The 19,227-nt window shown below is 72.8% G+C and carries 20 protein-coding genes and 1 pseudogene; 11 read left to right on the top strand and 10 right to left on the bottom strand.

Features of this window, described 5'->3' with window-relative positions; genetic code table 11:
• Window positions 1-120 precede the first annotated feature (120 nt).
• Window positions 121-1,293 (top strand): right-handed parallel beta-helix repeat-containing protein, encoded by a 1,173-nt coding sequence (locus tag ACQF4J_RS08245; protein WP_427165378.1) that lies wholly within the window; start codon window positions 121-123, stop codon window positions 1,291-1,293.
• 90 nt (window positions 1,294-1,383) lie between these two features.
• On the top strand, window positions 1,384-1,785 hold the full coding sequence (locus ACQF4J_RS08240; RefSeq protein ID WP_427165377.1) for a hypothetical protein: 402 nt from the start codon (window positions 1,384-1,386) through the stop codon (window positions 1,783-1,785).
• Here ACQF4J_RS08240 and ACQF4J_RS08235 read toward each other — a convergent pair.
• Together ACQF4J_RS08235 and ACQF4J_RS08230 are read right to left on the bottom strand one after the other, a co-directional pair.
• Entirely contained in the window at window positions 1,749-4,091 is a 2,343-nt protein-coding gene (locus ACQF4J_RS08235) for an excinuclease ABC subunit UvrA (protein ID WP_351801977.1), read from the bottom strand. The genes ACQF4J_RS08240 and ACQF4J_RS08235 overlap by 37 nt on opposite strands.
• A gap of 56 nt (window positions 4,092-4,147) precedes the next feature.
• Window positions 4,148-5,146, bottom strand: a complete 999-nt coding sequence (locus tag ACQF4J_RS08230) for an LLM class flavin-dependent oxidoreductase (RefSeq protein WP_427165376.1) — start codon at window positions 5,144-5,146, stop codon at window positions 4,148-4,150.
• Window positions 5,147-5,283: 137 nt separating this feature from the next.
• Here ACQF4J_RS08230 and ACQF4J_RS08225 point away from each other — a divergent pair, with 137 nt between their 5' ends.
• Window positions 5,284-6,081 carry an SDR family oxidoreductase gene (locus ACQF4J_RS08225; RefSeq protein ID WP_427165375.1) on the top strand — a complete coding sequence of 266 codons (798 nt, stop codon included), beginning with the start codon at window positions 5,284-5,286 and terminating at the stop codon, window positions 6,079-6,081.
• 10 nt (window positions 6,082-6,091) lie between these two features.
• On the opposite strand, the gene ACQF4J_RS08220 is transcribed toward ACQF4J_RS08225, so the two are convergent.
• A complete protein-coding gene (locus tag ACQF4J_RS08220; RefSeq protein WP_427165374.1) occupies window positions 6,092-6,514 on the bottom strand; it encodes a (2Fe-2S) ferredoxin domain-containing protein in 423 nt (140 codons plus the stop codon).
• Window positions 6,515-7,130: 616 nt separating this feature from the next.
• Here ACQF4J_RS08220 and ACQF4J_RS08215 point away from each other — a divergent pair.
• The 4 genes from ACQF4J_RS08215 to ACQF4J_RS08200 all read left to right on the top strand — a co-directional run bounded on the left by ACQF4J_RS08215 (window position 7,131) and on the right by ACQF4J_RS08200 (window position 9,753).
• Window positions 7,131-8,078: a universal stress protein gene (locus tag ACQF4J_RS08215; protein ID WP_351572842.1), complete on the top strand. Its 948-nt coding sequence runs from the start codon at window positions 7,131-7,133 to the stop codon at window positions 8,076-8,078.
• Between the two features lie 54 nt (window positions 8,079-8,132).
• A complete protein-coding gene (locus tag ACQF4J_RS08210; protein WP_351572840.1) occupies window positions 8,133-8,834 on the top strand; it encodes a CBS domain-containing protein in 702 nt (233 codons plus the stop codon).
• A gap of 116 nt (window positions 8,835-8,950) precedes the next feature.
• Entirely contained in the window at window positions 8,951-9,241 is a 291-nt protein-coding gene (locus tag ACQF4J_RS08205) for a dsRBD fold-containing protein (RefSeq protein ID WP_351572838.1), read from the top strand.
• Between the two features lie 20 nt (window positions 9,242-9,261).
• The gene (locus ACQF4J_RS08200) at window positions 9,262-9,753 is read left to right on the top strand and encodes an LNS2 domain-containing protein (protein ID WP_427165373.1); all 492 of its coding nucleotides are present in this window, start codon (window positions 9,262-9,264) and stop codon (window positions 9,751-9,753) included.
• Window positions 9,754-9,803: 50 nt separating this feature from the next.
• Here ACQF4J_RS08200 and ACQF4J_RS08195 read toward each other — a convergent pair whose 3' ends face one another.
• The gene (locus ACQF4J_RS08195; RefSeq protein ID WP_351572832.1) at window positions 9,804-10,022 is read right to left on the bottom strand and encodes a dodecin; all 219 of its coding nucleotides are present in this window, start codon (window positions 10,020-10,022) and stop codon (window positions 9,804-9,806) included.
• A 230-nt stretch (window positions 10,023-10,252) separates the two neighbouring features.
• Between ACQF4J_RS08195 and ACQF4J_RS08190 the strand changes: the two genes are divergently transcribed.
• A complete protein-coding gene (locus tag ACQF4J_RS08190; protein ID WP_351801981.1) occupies window positions 10,253-11,503 on the top strand; it encodes an extracellular solute-binding protein in 1,251 nt (416 codons plus the stop codon).
• Between the two features lie 4 nt (window positions 11,504-11,507).
• Here ACQF4J_RS08190 and ACQF4J_RS08185 read toward each other — a convergent pair.
• The 5 genes and pseudogenes from ACQF4J_RS08185 to egtA form a co-directional block, all read right to left on the bottom strand.
• Window positions 11,508-11,702 (bottom strand): annotated as a pseudogene (locus tag ACQF4J_RS08185) (sugar phosphate isomerase/epimerase); the annotation flags it as partial.
• A gap of 85 nt (window positions 11,703-11,787) precedes the next feature.
• Complete coding sequence (gene egtD / locus ACQF4J_RS08180) at window positions 11,788-12,750, bottom strand: L-histidine N(alpha)-methyltransferase (RefSeq protein ID WP_351572827.1); 963 nt, start codon at window positions 12,748-12,750, stop codon at window positions 11,788-11,790.
• Entirely contained in the window at window positions 12,747-13,538 is a 792-nt protein-coding gene (egtC, locus tag ACQF4J_RS08175) for an ergothioneine biosynthesis protein EgtC (RefSeq protein ID WP_351572824.1), read from the bottom strand. Before egtC ends, egtD begins: the two co-directional genes overlap by 4 nt.
• Window positions 13,538-14,872, bottom strand: a complete 1,335-nt coding sequence (gene egtB, locus ACQF4J_RS08170) for an ergothioneine biosynthesis protein EgtB (RefSeq protein WP_351572821.1) — start codon at window positions 14,870-14,872, stop codon at window positions 13,538-13,540. Before egtB ends, egtC begins: the two co-directional genes overlap by 1 nt.
• Window positions 14,869-16,179, bottom strand: coding sequence for an ergothioneine biosynthesis glutamate--cysteine ligase EgtA (egtA, locus tag ACQF4J_RS08165; RefSeq protein WP_351572818.1), 1,311 nt, complete (start codon window positions 16,177-16,179; stop codon window positions 14,869-14,871). The genes egtB and egtA overlap by 4 nt, the downstream gene beginning before the upstream one ends.
• Before the next feature lie 313 nt (window positions 16,180-16,492).
• On the opposite strand from egtA, the gene ACQF4J_RS08160 reads away from it, so the two are divergent.
• Window positions 16,493-17,317, top strand: coding sequence for a TIGR02452 family protein (locus ACQF4J_RS08160; protein ID WP_427165372.1), 825 nt, complete (start codon window positions 16,493-16,495; stop codon window positions 17,315-17,317).
• Between the two features lie 135 nt (window positions 17,318-17,452).
• On the opposite strand, the gene ACQF4J_RS08155 is transcribed toward ACQF4J_RS08160, so the two are convergent.
• A complete protein-coding gene (locus ACQF4J_RS08155) occupies window positions 17,453-17,815 on the bottom strand; it encodes a cupin domain-containing protein (RefSeq protein WP_427165371.1) in 363 nt (120 codons plus the stop codon).
• 162 nt (window positions 17,816-17,977) lie between these two features.
• Between ACQF4J_RS08155 and ACQF4J_RS08150 the strand changes: the two genes are divergently transcribed.
• Both ACQF4J_RS08150 and ACQF4J_RS08145 read left to right on the top strand, forming a co-directional pair.
• Complete coding sequence (locus tag ACQF4J_RS08150; RefSeq protein ID WP_351572810.1) at window positions 17,978-18,694, top strand: helix-turn-helix transcriptional regulator; 717 nt, start codon at window positions 17,978-17,980, stop codon at window positions 18,692-18,694.
• Complete coding sequence (locus ACQF4J_RS08145) at window positions 18,694-19,125, top strand: hypothetical protein (protein WP_427165370.1); 432 nt, start codon at window positions 18,694-18,696, stop codon at window positions 19,123-19,125. Before ACQF4J_RS08150 ends, ACQF4J_RS08145 begins: the two co-directional genes overlap by 1 nt.
• The last annotated feature ends 102 nt before the right edge of the window (window positions 19,126-19,227 follow it).

The following is a 19,227-nucleotide window of genomic DNA, read 5'->3' as shown; positions in this document are numbered from 1 at the left end:
GAATCAAGCACTCGGCTATTGACGCGTTTACAGTAAGCGCTTACGTTCCCGTCCGAGAACTTGAGAAAGCGCTTTCTCCTGCACGGCACCCCTGGTCACGGACGAACCGGAGGAACCACCATGCACGTGAGATCCGTCCTCGCGTCAGTCAGCCTGCTGGCCGGCGCGCTCGTCGCTCTGTCGGGCACGCCGGCCCAGGCCGCGAGCGCCACGCAGTACGTGTCGCCGAGCGGCACCGACAGCGCGGCCGGCACGCAGTCCGCCCCGACGACACTCGCCACGGCGATCAGCCGCATCGCCTCGGGCGGCACCATCTACCTGCGCGGCGGTACGTACGACTACTCGTCGACGATCACGATCCCCGCGGGCAGCAACGGCACCTCCGGCGCCCGGACCACACTGACCGCCTACCCGGGCGAGAAGCCGGTGCTGGACTTCGCGGCACAGAGCGAGAGTTCGTCGAACCGGGGCATCCAGCTCAACGCCGACTACTGGCGCCTGTACGGCATCACCGTCCAGCACGCCGGGGACAACGGCATCTACGTCGGCGGCAGCAACAACGTCGTCGAGCGGGCGGTGACGGCGTACAACCGGGACACCGGTCTGCAGCTGGGCCGGATCTCCTCCAGCACGCCCAGCAGCCAGTGGCCGTCGAACAACCTGATCGTGAGCTCGGAGTCGCACGACAACGCCGACTCCGACGGCGAGGACGCGGACGGCTTCGCCGCGAAACTGACCACCGGCACCGGGAACGTGTTCCGCTACGACGTCTCCCACAACAACATCGACGACGGCTGGGACCTGTACACCAAGACCGACACGGGTCCCATCGGGCCGGTGACGATCGAGTACTCCCTGTCCTACACCAACGGCACGCTCAGCAACGGCACCGTGAACTCCAACGGCGACCGCAACGGCTACAAGCTGGGCGGCGACGACATCCCGGTCGACCACGTCGTCCAGCACAGCATCGCCTACCGCAACGGCCACCACGGGTTCACGTACAACAGCAACCCCGGCACGATGACGATCTCCAACAACGCGAGCGTCGACAACGCCGAGCGCAACTTCTCCTTCGACAAGGGCACTTCGGTCTTCCGCGACAACACCTCGTGCCGCTTCGCCGTGAGCGGCTCCAACGACAAGACCGTCGGCAGCGCCGACAGCTCCAACCAGTTCTGGACCGGCTCGAACGGCTCCCGCTGCTCCTCCTACTCGGGCTCCCTGGACTGGTCCTTCGCGTCGGACGGCAGCCTGGCGGTGACGTTCGGCGGCGTCCGGGTGACGCCGTAGCGGTACTCGCCCGGTGGTGCGCACGTACTCGGGTGGATCTGAGTACGTGCGCCCTGTCCCCTGACGGGGCCGCGGCGGAACGCTTGGGGCATGAGCCAAGGACTGACGAACCCCGTGCCCCGACTTCTGCCGGTCCTCGTGCCGGCCGGCGCAGCGCTCGCGCTGTGGGCCGCCTGGCTGGGCTGGGACCAGCACTACGACGTACAGCCGGACGGCACGACGACCGGCCCCTACCAGGCGTGGCAGGTGATCGGGCTGGTGCTGACCCTGCTCGTGCCGCTGTTCTGGGCGGCCTCCCGCAGCCACATCGCGGGCGCCGTGCTCGGCACCACGGCCGGCCTGACGCTCGCCGCCTACCTCGACTGGTCGGACGACTCCAGCGGTCTGTTCATGGTCGGGGTGATCATGGTCATGGTGGGCAGCCTCGCCGCGACCGCGATCCTCGCCACCATGATTCAGCGGGTGTGGGGGTCCAGCGCCCGCGCCAGGTAGGGCGCCGTGGCGCTGCCCGCCACCGCCGCCACCTCCGCCGGCCGCCCGGCCGCCACGATCCGTCCGCCCGCGTCCCCGCCGCCCGGCCCCAGATCGATCACCCAGTCCGCGCCCGCCACGACCGACATGTCGTGCTCGACGACGATCACCGTGTGGCCCGCGTCCACCAGACCGTGCAGTTGCCGCATCAGGACCTCCACGTCGGCGGGGTGGAGGCCGGTCGTCGGTTCGTCGAGGAGGTAGAGGGTGTGGCCGCGGCGGCCGCGCTGCAGCTCGGCCGCGAGCTTGATGCGCTGGGCCTCACCGCCGGACAGCTCCGTCGCGGGCTGTCCGAGGCTGAGATAGCCGAGGCCGACGTCGAGGAGCGTGCGCAGGCTCCGTGCCACGGCCGGGGTCCCGGAGAAGAAGTCCGCGGCCTTTTCCACCGTGAGGTCCAGCACTTGCGCGATGTTCCGTCCCCGGTACGTCACTTCGAGCGTCTCGGGGTTGTAGCGGGCCCCGCCGCAGTCCGGGCACGGCGCGTAGGTGCTCGGCAGGAACAGCAGTTCCACGCTGACGAAGCCCTCGCCCTGGCAGGTCTCGCAGCGGCCTTCCGCGACGTTGAAGGAGAACCGCCCGACGCCGTAACCGCGCCTGGCGGCCTCCTCGGTGGCCGCGAACTCCTTGCGCACGACGTCGAACAGGCCCGTGTAGGTGGCGAGGTTGGAGCGCGGGGTGCGGCCGATGGGCTTCTGGTCGACCGAGACCAGCCGTCGCACGCCCGGCAGGTCCTCGGTGATCTCGCCGATCAGCGTGGACTTCCCGGACCCGGAGACGCCGGTGACCGCGGTGAACACGCCGAGCGGGAACTCGGCCGTGACCGCCCGCAGGTTGTGCCGGGTGATGGGGCCCACCTTCAACTGCCCTCGGGCGAGGCGTGGTTGACGTCGGGGCGCGGGGGAGCGGCGGAAGAGATGGCGGGCCGTCGCGGACTGCTCCACCCCGGCGAGCTCCGCCACGGGGCCGCTGTGCAGGACCTGCCCGCCGTGCTCCCCGGCGCGCGGCCCCACGTCCACCAGCCAGTCGGCGCCGCGCACCACGTCGAGGTGGTGCTCGACCACGAACACCGTGTTCCCGGCCGTCTTCAGCCGCTCCAGCACGGTCAGCAGGGCCTCGGTGTCCGCCGGGTGCAGGCCGGCGGACGGCTCGTCGAGGACGTACACGACACCGAACAGTCCGGAGCGCAACTGCGTGGCCAGACGCAGCCGTTGGAGCTCGCCCGCGGAGAGGGTGGGCGTGGCGCGGTCCAGGCCGAGGTAGCCGAGGCCGAGTTCCAGGACCGGTGCGATGCGGGAGCGCAGGTCGTCGGTGAGCACGCGGGCGGGCTCGTCCTCGCCGACCAGGAGATCGGCCAGGTCGACCAGGGGCAGGGCCGCCATCTCCGCGATGGTGCGGCCCGCGAAGGTCACCGCCAGCGCCTCCGGGCGGAGCCTGGCGCCGCCGCAGGCCGGACAGGGGGCGGCGACCAGGAAGCTCTCCGCCCTGGCTCGCAGTGCGGGGCTCTTGGAGTCGGCGAACGTCTTCATGACGTAGCGGCGGGCGCTCATGTACGTGCCCTGGTAGGGGCGTTGGATGCGGTCCGCGTCGCGGACCGGGTGCACGGTGACGACCGGCTGCTCGTCCGTGAACAGGATCCACTCGCGCTGCCCCGCGGGCAGTTCGCGCCACGGCCGGTCCACGTCGTATCCGAGCGCGTCGAGGATGTCGCGCAGGTTCTTGCCCTGCCAGGCGCCCGGCCAGGCGGCGATCGCGCCCTCGCGGATCGACAGCGACGGATCGGGGACCAGCGACTCCTCGCTCGTCCGGTGCACTCGGCCCAGGCCGTGGCACTCCGGGCAGGCGCCGACGGCGGTGTTGGGGGAGAAGGCGTCCGAGTCGAGGCGTTCGGCGCCCGGCGGGTAGGAGCCGGCGCGGGAGAACAGCATGCGCAGGGAGTTGGAGAGGTTGGTGACCGTGCCGACCGAGGAGCGGGACGTCGGCGCGGAGCGCCGCTGCTGGAGCGAGACCGCGGGCGGCAGACCGGTGATCTCGCCGACCCTCGGCGCGCCCACCTGGTGGATCAGCCGGCGCGCGTACGGGGCGACGGACTCGAAGTAGCGCCGCTGCGCCTCCGCGTAGATCGTGCCGAACGCCAGCGACGACTTCCCGGAACCGGACACGCCGGTGAACACGGTCACCACGTCCCGCGGGATGTCGACGTCCACGCCCTTGAGGTTGTGCTCGCGGGCGCCGCGGACACGGACGTACGGGTCGTGGGGGGTGGGCATGTGGGAAGCTCCGTTGCTGCGTTGCAAACCCCGCGATTCTATGCGGTCGCGCCGCGTCACCCGCCGAAGATCCGCGACAGCCGGCGGTACGAGTCGACCAGCGCCGCCCGGTCGTACGTGCTCGTGGTGACCAGCACCTCCTGGGCTGCCGTCTCCTTCAGCACCGTCTCCAGCTCGTCCGTGACCTGCTCCTCGGTGCCCGCGACATGTCCGGCGAGCCCGGCCTCGTAGAAGCCGCGCTCCTTCGCGGTCATCGTCAGGGCCTCGACGCGCTCGGCGGGCGGCAGGGGCGGGAACGTCCCGCGGGTGCGGGAGTACGCCATCGACCAGGCCTCCGGAATCAGCAGGCGGCGGGCCTCCTCGGGCGTGGCGGCCACGGCGATCGTGCCGGAGACGACGACGTACGGTTGCGCCGCCCAGGGGGAGGGGCGGAAGCCGGCGCGGTAGCGGTCGATGCCGCGCAGCATCTTCTCCCGGTTGCGGAGGTCGCCGATCACCATCGGCAGGCCCGCGCGGGCCGCGATGTCGGCGCCCTCGCCCATCGCGAGCACGAACGGCGGCACGGTCAGGCCCTCGGCGGGGCGGGCGTGGACGCCGGTGGGGGAGTTGCCACGGAACCAGCCGAGCAGTTCGTCGAGCTGCCCCGCGAAGTCCTCGGCGGCCTCCTTGTCCCGGCCCAGCGCCCGGCGCACACCGTCGGTGAAGCCCACCGACCTCCCCAGCCCCATGTCGATGCGTCCCGGGAAGAGGGACTCCAGCACCCCGAACTGCTCGGCCACGACCAGAGGCCGGTGATTGGGCAGCATCACGCCTCCGGTGCCGACCCGGATCGTGCGCGTCGCGGCCGCGACGGCGGCGGCCAGCACGGTCGGCGCGGACCCGGCGACCCCGGGCACACCGTGGTGCTCCGACACCCACAGCCGCCGGTAGCCGAGTCCCTCCAGCTCCTGCGCCAGCCGAACCGTGTCCCGCAGCGCCTCGGCGTTCGTGCGGCCCTCGCGGGTGCGGGAGCGGTCGAGCACGGAGAAACGGGTCTGGGCGATCAGGGAACTCATACAGGGTTCAACACCGGGCGGCCCCCAGGATTCCTGACGCCGCCACCCCGGGGGGCCGGTCCGCGGGCGCGCACCGCGTCCGGGGCGCCGGGAAAAGCCGTTGACGCCCCGAGGCCGCCCCGGGACGATCTCCCATCGTGACGACGACTGCCGATCAAGACGCCACCGTGCCCGGCGGGGCCGCCGTGCGCCCCGTCGCCCTGATCACCGGCGTGGGCCGCACGGCCGGCATCGGCGCGGGGATCGCCCGCCGCCTGGCCGCGTCGGGCTGGGACGTCGCCTTCACCTACTGGACTCCCTACGACGACCGCATGACCTGGGGCAGAGAAGCCGGCGCCACCGCGGCGATCATCGCGGACCTGAACGGACGCGGCGCGTCCACGGCGGCGATCGAGGCGGACCTCGCCGACCCTGAGACCCCGGCCCGCGTCTTCGAGGAGGCCGAGCGGCGGCTGGGCGGGGTCACCGCACTGGTGATGTGCCATTGCGAGTCGGTCGACTCCGGACTGCTCGAGACGACCGTCGAGAGTTTCGACCGGCACTTCGCCGTCAACGCCCGCGCCACCTGGCTGCTCATCCGCGAGTTCGGGCGTCGCTTCGCCGGAGGCGCGGGAGCCGGCCGGATCATCGCCCTCACCAGCGACCACACCGTCGGCAACCTGCCCTACGGGGCGAGCAAGGGTGCCCTCGACCGCATCACCCTGGCAGCCGCCCACGAGCTCTCCGGACTCGGCGTGACCGCCAACGTGATCAACCCCGGTCCCGTCGACACCGGTTGGATGACGGAGGAGGTCCGCGAGCACTGCGTGCGTGCCACCCCGCTCGGCCGGCTGGGCACACCGAGGGACACCGCGCACCTGGTGGACTTCCTGTGCTCCGCGGAGGGTGGCTGGATCAACGGCCAACTCCTGATGAGCAACGGCGGCCTCGCCTAGAAGTCGGGCCTCAGCGGCGGCTGCGTGTCCGGGCGTCGCGTGGCGGGCGGATGAACTGCAGCTCCAGGGTCACCGGGGGCTCGGCGAGGCCCGGGCCGCCCGCCGCGGCCCAGTCGATGACCTCCTGGGTGCAGTCGTCGTCCATCGCGAAGCCGACCCAGGTGGCCCGGCCGCCCGCCCGCCGCCCCGCGGCCGACGGCTGCACGACGATGACGTTGGCCTGGTCGCAGGGGCCGAGGCAGTCCGTCGTACGGACCTGGAAGCCGGACTCGGCCGCCGCGGCGCGCAGCCGCTCCAGTTGCCAGACGTGGTCGCTGCCCGGGTGTTTGCGTGGATCGCCGCAGCAACAGCCCCGGCAGACGACGAGCGTGCAGGGGCGCTGCTGGGCCGCGCCGATCAGAGTGGTGCGGGGGGCGGAGAACCGGGATGCCATGGGAGAAGCATGATCCATCCGTCCGGGGCCCCACCCCACCGGGTCGGTCGGGTCAGAACCGGGCCCGGATGTCCGCCCCGTTGCGCGGCACGAGGAAGGACGGTGCCGAGGGCAGCCCAAAGGTTGCCCCCCGGGCACGACAGAACCTGCGAGGTGGGCTCCCTTCGCCGGCATGGTCCGGATCAGGTGATGGAGGTCGCCGTCCGGTCCTTCGACCTTCCGGCCTCTCAGCCCATCCGTCGCACCTTCCGTTGACAAGGGCTCCTGTCCCCTGTTGAAGGTGGTGTCCCGGATGCGCTCCCTCGCTCGCCCCGCAGGCTGATTCCAGCGTACGGCTGCCCGGGCGGCGTACCAGGGCCGAAAGGGGCCGTCACGCAGGGCCGTTCGGCCCCTTCGGGCGTCCGCCGCCCGACCCGCCCGACGCCGGCCGTGTCCCTCGGCACGACGCCCGGCGGCTCCGCGGACGGCGTGGGCCGAGTGGCTCGGCTCGTGCCCGTTGGGCCCAAGCACGGTGTGCCGCCGCCTCACGAGGCTGGAAGTGACGAGAGGGACCAACGCGTGGGCAGGTGCGTGCCGGGCGCGCCCGACGGCCTTGTGGGCCAGGAGAGGAGTGGTCATGACGCACGAGCGCGAAAGCCTCTGGGACTACAGCAGGTACGCGCCCCGGCCCGCCCTGCACGGCCATGTGCTGGCGGGCGTGGACGGATCCGAAGAGGCGCTCCGGGCCCTGGACCAGGCGGTCGCGGAGGCGGGGGCGCGCCGGGCTCCGCTGGAGATCCTGCACGGCTGGCCGTGGGCCAGGCACGGCGCACACGAGGGACGACCGGGCGGCCCGGGGCCGGAGACGTCCTCCCTCCTGGAGCGGGCGCACACCGTGCTGGAGTCCGCCGTCGCGCGCGTGCGCGAGCAGGCTCCGGAACTGGACGTGACGGCCACCCTGAGCCCGCATCCGGCGGCGGCGGAGCTGATGCGCCGGGGCGAGCACGCCGCGCTGACCGTCATCGGCAGCCGCGGCCTGAGCGAGATCACCGGACTGGTGTCCGGCTCGGTGAGCCGGCGGCTCGCCGGCTGCTGCCCGAGCCCGTTGCTGGTGGTGCGGGGCGAGGCGGCGTACGGCGGCCTGGAACACGGCGTCGTACTGGTGGGCGTGGGCACCGACACCGAGACCGAGGCGGCCCGGTTCGCCTTCGAGCAGGCGCAGCAGCGGGGCGCCCGGGTCCGGGTGCTGCACAGCTGTGTCCTGCCGGCGACGTCGGGTGCCGGTCCCGTGGTCTCCGCCGAGCGGCTGCGGGCGGAGCTGGAGACCAAGGCCCGCAAGCAGTCGGCGGTGCCCCGGACGGCCGTCGCCACGCTGAGGGAGAAGTACCCGGGGGTCGGGGTCGAGACCGACACCGTGTGGGGCGGCGCGGCCGAGTCCCTGGTGGAGGCCACGCGCGCGGCCGACGCCGTCGTGATCACGGCACACCGTCCGCACGGCCGGCGGCCCGCGCCGCGCCTCGGCCCGGTCACCCACGCGCTGCTGCACCGCGCGCACTGCCCGGTCTACCTCGTCCCCGCCGGCTGAGCGCGGACGGCCGACATCCCCACCCGAAGTCCGGAAGGAGCAGGAGGAAAGACGATGAGACACCGCACGATCGAGGACGTGATGACCCGGGAGGTGGTGCGCACGACTCCCGACGCGTCGTTCAAGACGGTGGCCGGGCTGCTGGCGGAGCATCGCATCAGCGGACTGCCCGTGGTGGACGACGGGGAGCGGGTCCTCGGGGTGATCTCCGAGACCGACCTGCTCCAGCGGCAGGCCGCGCAGGACGACATACGGCGGGGCAGGCGCCGGCGGCTGCCCCGGCTGACCCGCTCCGCACGGGCGGCAGCGGCGAAGGCGCGCGCCACTACCGCGGAAGACCTCATGACCGGGCCCGCTGTCACCGCCGCGCTCGACGAGCCGGTGACCGAGGCGGCGCGCAGGATGCGGCGGCACGGCGTGAAACGTCTGCCCGTGGTGGACCCGCAGGGCCGGCTGGCGGGCATCGTCACCCGCGGCGACCTGCTCCGGGTCTTCCTGCGCCCGGACGAGGACATCCGCCGTGACGTCGGCGACCAGGTGGCCTCGGCGCTCTGCCAGCCCCGCTACCTGGTGGACGTCGGTGTCACCGGCGGCGTGGTGAGACTGCGCGGGCATGTGGAGCGGCGCAGCGACGCCGGGCTCGCGGTGCTCGTCGCCCGCCGTGTCGACGGCGTCGTGGCCGTCACCGACGCGCTGATCCACCGCCTGGACGACTCCCGGCCGCTTCCGGCCGGTGTCTCCCCCGGCCACATGTAGGCAACGGTTCCCCGGCCGCGTCGGGTGACAGGGTCCCGCGGGCGTCCGAGCATGGAGGTGCGGGGCGGGCAGGCCCCGCACCGGGCGAGGAGCCCGCCGGTGGAAGGAGGGACGCCATGGCGCACACCAGTGAGTGGAAGATGCGTCTCCATCTCTTCGAGGAGGAGAGGACGACCAAGGCGCATGTCGTGCTGGACACCGGTACGACCACGCTCACCGGCCACGGGATCGCCCACCGCAACCCCGCGGACTCGGACGTGCCGGAGATCGGCGACGAGCTGGCCGCGGGCCGGGCCCTGAACGATCTCGGCCGGCAGCTGGTGGCCCTCGCCGAGCACGACGTCGAGGGCACGGCCGCCACCGGTGCCGAGCGGGAGCCCCGTCAGTCCCTCGGCTGGGCCATGTGAGCGGCGCCTAGGGTGGTGGGGTGACCGACAGCAGCGCACGCCCCCTCGCCGTGTTCGACCTGGACAACACCCTCGCCGACACCGCGCACCGGCAACGGTTCCTCGAGCGCAAGCCGCGCGACTGGGACGGTTTCTTCGCGGCCGCCACCGACGATCCCCCGATCGCCGAGGGCGTCGCGCTGGTGCTGGAGAGCGGTGAGGAGTGCGAGGTCGTCTACCTCACCGGACGTCCCGAGCGCTGCCGGCGCGACACGCTGGACTGGCTCGCCGCGCAGGGACTGCCCGAGGGACGGGTCCACATGCGGCGCAACGACGACCGCAGGCCAGCCCGCCGCACCAAGCTGGAGGTCCTGCGCCGCCTCGCCCGCACCCGTGAGATCCGCCTGTTCGTCGACGACGACGAGCTGGTGTGCGACGACGCCGAACGGGCGGGGTTCAGGGTCGTACGGGCGCGGTGGGCGGCCCCGTCGACGGAGCTGACGGTGGCACAGGAGCGGGAAGGGCGTACCTGAGCGCCGCCTGCCGGCCGAAGGGGTGAGCTTCCGCGCTGCCCGCGGGGCCGTCAGTCCGACTCCTCCTCCAGCCGGAACCCCACCTTCAGGCCGACCTGCCAGTGCGCGATCCGGCCCTCCTCGATCTGGCCGCGCACCTGGGTGACCTCGAACCAGTCCAGGTTGCGCAGGGTGTGCGAGGCGCGGCCGATGCCGTTGCGGATGGCCTCGTCGACACCGTCGGGGGAGGTGCCGACGATCTCCGTGACCCGATACGTGTGGTTCGACATGCGGGTGCTCCTCTCCGTACGGCCGTGATGACCGCAGTGTCACGTGTGTCACGCGTCACTCCACGGTGCCCCAAGCTGCGGCGGAGCGCGAGACGTCTGCTTCGGGGCGCTTGCCCCTCTTGACCCCCCGCATTGGTCCATACCAAAATCCGGGCACACCCGTACGAGCACCGCGCTCGTCCCCCCACGCCGGGCCCCCTTCCCTGTCCGCAGACAGAACAGGACCCCTCGTGAGACGTCGCAGCCTGCTCGCCCTGGCCCCGGCCGGCCTCGTCGGCGCCTGTGGACTCGTCCCCGGCAACGCCGACCGGCGCACGGTCACCGTGTGGCTGATGAAGGACAGCGCCTCCCATGACTTCCTCCGCCGCTTCACCGAGCGGTTCGAGCACGAACACACCGACCTCAGGCTCGACATCCGCATCCAGCAGTGGACCGGCATCGGCGCGAAGGTGCAGGCCGCCCTCGACTCCGATTCCGGCCACGGACCCGACGTCATCGAGGTCGGCAACACCCAGGTCCCGCAGTACGTGGAGGGCGACCGGCTGCTGGACCTGACGCTCGAGTCACTGCGCTGGGGAAGGAGCGACTGGCTGCCCGGCCTCGCCGAGCCCGGCCAGCAGACCGCCCACCAGTACGGCATTCCCTGGTACGCGGCCAACCGCGTCGTCATCTACCGCAAGGACCTGTTCGCCAAGGCCGGCGTCACGGCTCCGCCGCGCACCCGCGACGATTGGCTCACCGCGACGCGGCGGCTCGACTCCGGCGACGTACAGGGCATCTACCTCGCCGGACAGGACTGGTACACCCTCGCCGGCTTCATCTGGGACGAGGGCGGCGACCTCGCCGGCGACCAGGACGGCGGCGGCTGGCGGGGCACCCTGGACACCCCGGCGGCCCTGCGCGGCATGGACTTCTACCGGCGCCTGCAGGCGCTCGGCCACGGCCCCGTCGGCTCCGACGAGGAACACCCGCCGCAGGCGGGCGTGTTCGCCCAGGGAAAGGTGGCGCAGATCGTCGCGGTGCCGGGTCAGGCCCGGGCCATCGTCCAGCAGAACCCCGGCCTGAAGGAGAAGATCGGCTTCTTCCCCGTCCCCGGCCGGAGCGCGCACCGCCCCGGCGCCGTCTTCACCGGCGGCTCCGACCTCGTCGTACCGAACAACACGCGCGAGCGGGACGGCGCCGTGGCCGTGGTCGCCGCGCTCACCGGCGCGACATGGGACACCGAACTGGCCCGGACCATGAACTACGTCCCCAACCGCAAGGCCCTCGCCAAGGCCGTCGCCGGCGAGGAGGGCGTCGCGGCCATGGCGGCCGGGGCCGCCCAGGGACGGGCGACGCCGGCCACGCCCCAGTGGGGCGCGGTCGAGGCCGACAACCCGATCAAGCCCTACATGACCAAGGTGCTCACCGGAGCCGACCCGGCGACCGAGGCCCGCCGCGCCTCCCGGCGCATCACGGACGTGCTGAACAGCCTGGGCTGACCGGCTACGGGGCGAGCTCCTTAGTGATGCGGTCCACCATGAACGCCGAGGACTCCCGGGCCCGCTCCTCCCAGGCGGCCACGCAGGCCGTGGCGACGCCGTCGAAGTCCAGCTCACGCAGCGTGCCGAAGAAGCCGTCCCGGTCGACCTCGCCCTGGCCGATGTCCAGGTGCTGGTGCATCCGGGCGGCGGTGAAAGGGGCGGGTGACGTCGCCGTCACCCGCCCCTTTGCGCCGTCGGGCAGCGCGTTTGCCGCCGTCGGTCGGCGCGTTCGCCCCCGTCGGTCAGCGCGCGACGCTCAACGACAGCGCGAACCGTCCCGCCTCGTCCGTCCACCAGCGGGCCAGTTCCAGGCCCACGGCGTCCAGTTCGGCGCGTACGCCGTCCTTGCGGAACTTCGCCGACACCTCGGTGCGCAACTCCTCGCCCTCGGCGAAGTCCACGGCCAGGTCCAGGGCCGGGATCTTCACCGTCTGTTCCGCGCGCGAGCGCAGTCGCATCTCGATCCACTCGTTCTCCGCGTCCCACAGCGCCACGTGCTCGTAGGCGTCGGGGTCGAAGTCGGCGTGGAGTTCGCGGTTGACGACGGACAGGACGTTCTTGTTGAAGGCGGCCGTCACGCCCGCCGCGTCGTCGTACGCCTCGACGAGCACCTTCTCGTCCTTGACCAGGTCGGTGCCGAGCAGCAGCGCGTCGCCCGGGGAGAGGAGGGAGCGGATCGAGGTCAGGAACACGGCCCGTTCGGCGGGGAGCAGGTTGCCGATCGTGCCGCCCAGGAACGCCAGGAGGCGGGGCCCGGGTGTGTCGGGCAGGGCCAGTGATGCCGTGAAGTCGGCGATCAGGGCGTGCACGCTCAGTCCGGGACGTTGCGCCACGAGCGCCTGCCCGGCCTGGGTGAGCGCGCTCTCGCTGACGTCCACCGGGACGTACGTGTGCAGTCCGGTCAACGCGTCGAGCAGGTGACGCGTCTTGTCCGACGAACCGGAGCCGAGTTCGACCAGGGTGCGGGCCCGCGTCGCCGAGGCGATCTCGCCGGCGCGGGTGATGAGGATCTCGCGCTCGGCGCGCGTGGGGTAGTACTCGGGCAGTTCGGTGATCTGCTCGAACAGCTCGCTGCCGTGGGCGTCGTAGAACCACTTCGGCGGCAGCGTCTTCGGATTGCCGGTCAGACCGTGCAGGACGTCGGCGCGCAGCGCGGCGTCCGTGGCGTCCTCGGGCAGGGTGCGGGTGAGAAGGAACGGACTCACGTACGGGGCTCCTTCGGCAGTGCGGTGGCCAAGTTGTCGCTCGGCTCCTTGAGCGGGGTGAGCAGCACGTCCGTGCCGCTCGCCGCGAGAAGGGTGCGGTCGGGGACCTCTTGCCAGTGCGGGTCGTCGTCGTAGGGCTCGGAGGCCACGACGGTGCCGCGGCCGGGCCGGGACAGGTACCAGAGGGTGTCGCCCCAGGTGGTCGCGGTGATCGATTCGCCGTTGGTGAGCAGCAGGTTCAGGCGGGAGCCGGGGGCCGCCTCGGCGACCTCCAGCACCGTGTCGGCCAGCGCCTGCCCCTCGTCGTCGCCGTCGCGCAGCCGCGCCAGGACCAGCGCCCAGACGAGCGCCGAGTCGTTGCGGGCCTCCAGGGACAGCACGTCGACGGCGGGCAGCCGCTCCACCAGGAGCGCGAGCGACTGCGGCCAGCCCCTGACGGCACCGTTGTGGCTGAACAGCCAGGGCCCGGCGGTGTACGGGGCCGCCGCGGCCTCCGCGTCCGCGCCCGACAGGGTCGCGTCGCGTACGGCGGCCAGCAGGGCGCCGCCGCGGACGACCCGGGCCAGGTCGGCGAAGGACAGGTCCGCCCAGATCGGTCCGGCACGGCGGTACCGGGCCGGCACCGGATCGCCCTCGGCGTACCAACCCACGCCGAAACCATCGGCGTTGACGGTCCCGTAGCGCTGGTGCCGCGGCGCCCACGACTGGCGGTAGAGGCTGTGCGCCGGCTCCACGAGAAGGGCGCCGAGCGTCTCCTGCGGCCCCAGATAGGCCAGGTGACGGCACATCAGGCGTCCCCCACGGAGCGCGCGGTGCGGAACCCGGAGAAGATCTGCCGCCGGATCGGGTAGTCCCAGTTGCGGAACGTGCCCCGGCAGGCGACCTGGTCCACGGCGAACGACCCGCCGCGCAGCACCTTGTACTCCGGCCCGAAGAACACCTCCGAGTACTCCTTGTACGGGAAGGCCTGGAAGCCCGGGTAGGGCAGGAAGTCGCTCGCCGTCCACTCCCACACGTCACCGATCAACTGCCGTACGCCGAGCGGTGACTCACCGGCCGGGTAGCTGCCGGCGGGTGCCGGGCGCAGGTGCCGCTGGCCGAGGTTGGCGTGCTCGGGCGCCGGGTCGGCGTCGCCCCACGGGTAGCGCGTCGAGCGGCCGGTCGCCGGGTCGTGGCGGGCGGCCTTCTCCCACTCGGCCTCGGTGGGCAGTCGCCGGCCGGCCCAGCGGGCGTAGGCGTCGGCCTCGTACCAGCACACGTGCACGACCGGCTCGTCCGGCGGCACGACCTCCGTCACCCCGAAGCGGCGCCGCAGCCACTGCTTGCCGTCACGGCGCCAGAACAGCGGTGCGTACAGGGAGTTCTTGCGCACGTGGGCCCAGCCCTCGGCCGTCCACCAGCGCTCGTTGTCGTAGCCACCGTCCTCGATGAACGCCTGGTAGGCGCCGTTCGTCACGGGTGTGGTGTCGATGTGGAAGGGCGCCACCTCGCGGCGGTGCGCCGGGCGTTCGTTGTCCAGCGCCCACGGTTCGGTGGAGGTGCCCATGGTGAACGGGCCGCCCGGGACGAGGACTTCGGCCGGGCCCGTGAACAGCGGCACCGGCTCCGGGTCGGGGGCGGTCAGGGCCTGCGGGCCCTTGCGGAGCTGATGGGTGATCAGCATCGTCTCGTCGTGCTGCTGTTCGTGCTGGGCGATCATCCCGAAGGCGAAGCCCGCCTGGGTCAGCCGCGTGCCGTGGAAGTCGGCGCGCTCCAGCACGTCCATCACCCGGCCCCGCACCTCGGCCGCGTACGCGCGGGCCTCGGCGGGCGGCAGCAGCGGCAGCGAGGGGCGTTCGGAGCGGGGGTGCTCGAAGGCGTCGTAGAGGCCGTCGATCTCGGGGCGCATCGCGTCCCGGCCGGCGACGGCCCGCAGCAGCCAGAGCTCCTCCTGGTTGCCGATGTGCGCCAGGTCCCAGACCAGCGGCGACATCAGGGGGGAGTGCTGGGTGGTCAGGTCGGGGTCCTCGACGCAGCTGGTCAGCAGCGTGGTGCGGGTGCGGGCGGTGGTGAGGGTGGTCAGCGCCCGTTCCCGGAGTGCTTCCGCATCGATATGGGGTTCGTCGATGGCGGGGTCGGTCATGTGCTCAGGTCCTTCCCGTGGGCGCGAGGGCTCGTCTCGCGCAGGCGGTCCAGCAGATCGTCGGCAGGGGTTCGGCCCTTGCGGACGTAGCGCTCCAGGTACGCGGTCACGACGTCCGTGACCTGCTCGGTGGCGCCGATCCGGGGCAGCGCCTCCAGAGCCGCGGCGAAGCAGCCGACGGCCGTCTCCTGCAGCTCGGGGTCGGCCAGGCCGTGGCGGGCCGCGTCGGTCCACAGCGGGTTGTGCGGCGCCGGACGCCCCGTGGAACGCTCGGCCAGGGGCTTGACCAGCCGGTAGGCGGTCTCCGCGGCCTCCGGGTCCTCGAACAGCGCGGTGATCACGGCGAGCGGCACGATCCAGCCGTCGTCGCCCGGCTGCGCGTCGATCATGCGCAGCTCCAGGAAGCCGCGCGGCCTGACCGGCGGGAACAGCGTCGTGATGTGGTAGTCGAGGTCCTCGCGCGTCGGCGCCCTGGGCACCTTCGAGCGGACCCACTCGCGGAACGTGAGCCCCTCGGGGACGTCCCAGGGGCCGCTCTCGCGCCGGACGCACATCACCGGGGCGTCCATGACGTGCCGGGCCCAGGCCCTGCGCGGATCGCCGTCCAGCGCGGGCCCGCCCGCCCGGCCGGCGCCGATCTCCATCCACGTCAGCTGCCGGGTGGAGCGCCAGCCCGTGGGCCGTCCGCCGGTCAGCGGGGAGTTGGCGAAGGCGGCCAGGAGCACCGCGCCCAGCTGGTGCGCCAGCCACCAGCGCCGTCCGTGGCCGAGCGGTCCGGGCTCCTCGTACCCGGCGTCCAGGCACACCTGGACTGAGGCCGAGGTGCACATCATGCGCCGGCCGGCCGGACCGGTGCGGTCCAGGGCGACCTCCATGGCGTCGTAGCGCGGCTGACGCAGGAAGCGGCGGGGCGGGTGCCAGGGGTCGTGGCCGATGCCGACGAGGCCGAGGCCGTGCCCGGCGAGCGCCGTACGGACGGCGTCGAGATCGGCGGAGACGGTACCGATGCACTCCATCAGGGAGGTGGCGGGCGGCGAGCTCAGTTCCAGCTGGCCGCCGGGCTCTTTGGTGAGCGCCGACCTCAGGGGCACGGTCCGCAGTGCGGCGTACGCCGCGTCGAGTTGTTCGGATGTGACGGGCAGCTGCGGCCGGCGCAGCTCGTGGACGAGCCATTCCACTTCGACCCCGATGCCCCGGGGCGGGCCGGTCTTGAAGCAGATGCCCCGGACCAGGGCCTCCACCTCGGCTTCGGACAGGGCGGTGCGAGGCTCCGTACAGTCGCCGCAGTCAGTGGCTGAATCGGACATACCGGGATCCCTTCTGAGATTCCACCGTGCCGCCGGCCCGGCCCGTCAGGCGCCCGGACGGCGGCACTCGTCCCACCCAAGACCCTCGTGCCGCTTCGCACAAGGGTGCGTACCGGTACGTTCCGGCTCGGTAATCTCCTCCTTCCCGGGGTCTCCCGGGGCTTCTCAGGGGGGTTTCCCGGGGCTTTCCAGGGCGTTTTCGGACGCGGAAAACTCTGTTGCGCCGTCACTCCAGCATCACCCACGATGCGTGCATGAGCACGACGGGGGAGCGCGCACGGCGCGCGAGCATGGCGCCCACGGGGGTGGCGCCATGAGCGCGCGCCTGCGCGGCATCGCGCGCGAGACGGAGGAGATCGTCGCGGCGGGCGCGTATCGCGCGTCCGACGGGCGTGAGGTGTCCATCGCGGAGTCCGTGTCCGCGGCCCGCTTTGGCACGCGCATGTACGGGCCGGAGCCCGTCCCCGTGCCGCAGACCGTGCCCGCCGAGACGTTCTTCGAGGTCACCGGCGAGAGCAGCCTGGAGGCGGCGCGTCGCGTCGGCGGCGGGCCGGCCGTGCTGAACTTCGCCTCCGCACGCAACCCGGGCGGCGGCTTCCTCAACGGCGCACAGGCCCAGGAGGAGGCGCTGTGCCGCTCCTCCGCCCTGTACCGGTGCCTGCTCGAAGTCCCCAGGTTCTACGACCACCACCGCGCCCACCGCGACCCGTTCTACACGGACCGCGTCATCCACTCGCCGGCCGTCCCCGTCTTCCGCGACGACCGGGGCCGCCTGCTGGACGAGCCGTACACGGCGGGCTTTCTCACGGCCGCCGCACCGAACGCCGGCGTCATCAGGCGCACGGCGCCCGAGCGGGCCGCCGACCTCCCGCGGGCCCTGGCGGTGCGCGCGGAGCGGGTGCTGGAGACGGCAGCCGCCCATGGCTACCGGCGCCTGGTGCTGGGGGCGTGGGGGTGCGGCGTGTTCCAGAACGACCCCGCGCAGGTGGCCGCCGCGTTCCGGGCGCTGCTCGGACCGGGCGGACGGTTCGCGGCGCACTTCGAGCACGTGGTGTTCGGGGTGCTCGACCGCAGACCGGACAGCGCGGCACGGGAGGCGTTCGCGCGGGCGTTCACGGCCGGGGCGCTTCAGCCGTAGGCGGCGGACCGGGGTCCCGCGAGCTGGCGAGGCCCCCGCAGACGGGGGATGCCGCGGGGGCCTCACTGGGAAAGACGGACGAGGGACGGCCCGCGTTCCCGGTCGGCGTAACAGTTTTGCGGGCCTGCTTCCGCCTCAGCGTGCGCGGCCGATCTGCATGCCGGGCCGGCGGCGGTGGACCGTGAGGTAGGCGAGGCCGTCGTCGCCCGCGGTGATGCTGCGGGTCGAGCCGTGGGGGAGCCAGAACAGGGAGCCCGCGACGAGGGGCAGCGGTTCGCCCTCCGTGCCGGCCCCGAACGTGCCGGCGCCCGAGACGACGAGCACCAGGACGTCCAGGTCCGGTTCCGCGTGGGGGGCGATGTGCCGGCCGGGAGCCAGCCGGACGAGGTTGGCGTCCAGCTGGCGCCCGCTCTCCGTGAGCTTCCAGAGCACGCCCGTGGCGGACACGGTCGGCGCGGCGGCGGCCAGGGCATCGATGTCGCACAGAGGAGTCGGCATCGGCTCCTCCTCGTGCGTCTGTGGGACTCGTTCCATCGGTCTCTCCGCTCCCGACCGTCCGAGCCTTTCGGCTCCCGACCCGCCTCATCTTTCGCCAATTATTACAGGTAGTATTTGGAGAAATTGTCGGGGACGGCAGAGACGGAAGAGGGGCGAGGAGGCATGTCCACCTCACGCACCAGCCCGCGCCGCGGCGAGGGCACCAGTCCGCGCCGCGGCCAGGTCCTCGCCGTACTGCGGGCGGCCGAAGGTCCGCTCGGCGTCACCGAGACGGCCGAGCGCGTCGGCGTCCACCCCAACACCGTGCGGTTCCATCTGGACGCCCTGGTCGAGGAGGGCGCCGTCGAACGACGGACGCGGCCGCCCTCCGGCCGCGGACGCCCGCGTACCGTCTACGTGCCCCGTCCGGGCATGGACCGCGGCGGAAGCCGCGGCTACCAGCTGCTCGCGCGGATGCTGCTCAGCCGGCTCGCCGCCACCGGACCCGATGCGCGCTCCGCCGTCATGGAGACGGGCCACGCCTGGGGTCGCTTTCTGGTGGAGCAGCCGGAGCCGTACCGACGGCCCACCCCCGCGGACGCGGCCGCCCGTCTCGTGCGCCTGCTGGACGACCTCGGCTTCGCCCCGGACGCCGAGGGCGGCACGCCGCCCGCCCGGATCCGGCTGCGCCACTGCCCCTTCCTCGAACTTGCCGAGGAGCACGGTCAGTTGGTCTGTCCCCTGCATCTCGGCCTGATGCAGGGCGCCTTGGCCGAGCTGGGCGCGCCGCTCACCGCGACCGGCCTCGAACCCTTCGCCGAACCCGACGCGTGTCTGGCCCACTTGGCGCCCGCACCGCAGCAGCCCGCACCGCGGCAGACAGCAGAAAGGCACCCTTGATGCACCCCACATGGGCCGTGACGTCGGTCGCGGTCACCTTCCTCTGGCTCGGGATGGTGCTGGCGATCTCCTTCCTGGAGGCGCCGCTGAAGTTCCGCGCCCCGGGCGTGACCATCCCCATCGGCCTGGGGATCGGGCGGCTGGTCTTCCGCGCCCTGAACCTCGTCGAGGCCGTCCTCGCCGTGGCGCTCGCCGTGGCCGTCGCCACCGGGGACCGGCCCGTCGGGGTCGTGGGACCGGTCGTCGCGGTGTTCGTGCTGCTCTCGGCCCAGCTGATCGTGGTGCGGCCGCGGCTCAACCGCAGGTCCGACCGCGTCCTGGCGGGCGAGGACGTGCCCCGGTCCCGCGAGCACCTCTACTACGTCGGCCTGGAGGTGGCCAAGGTCGCCGCACTGGTGGCGCTCGGGATCGGGCTGCTCACCCATCCCTGACAGCCCGGGCTGCTCACCCATCCCTGACAGCCCGGGCTGCTCACCCATCCCTGACAGCCCGGGCTGCTCACCCATCAATGACAGCCCGGGCTGCTCACCATC

Source organism: Streptomyces sp. C1-1, from assembly GCF_050214755.1.
Lineage (GTDB): Bacteria > Actinomycetota > Actinomycetes > Streptomycetales > Streptomycetaceae > Streptomyces.
Note: the sequence above shows the minus strand (reverse complement) of the source record. Positions and strands in the feature narration are given on the sequence as shown.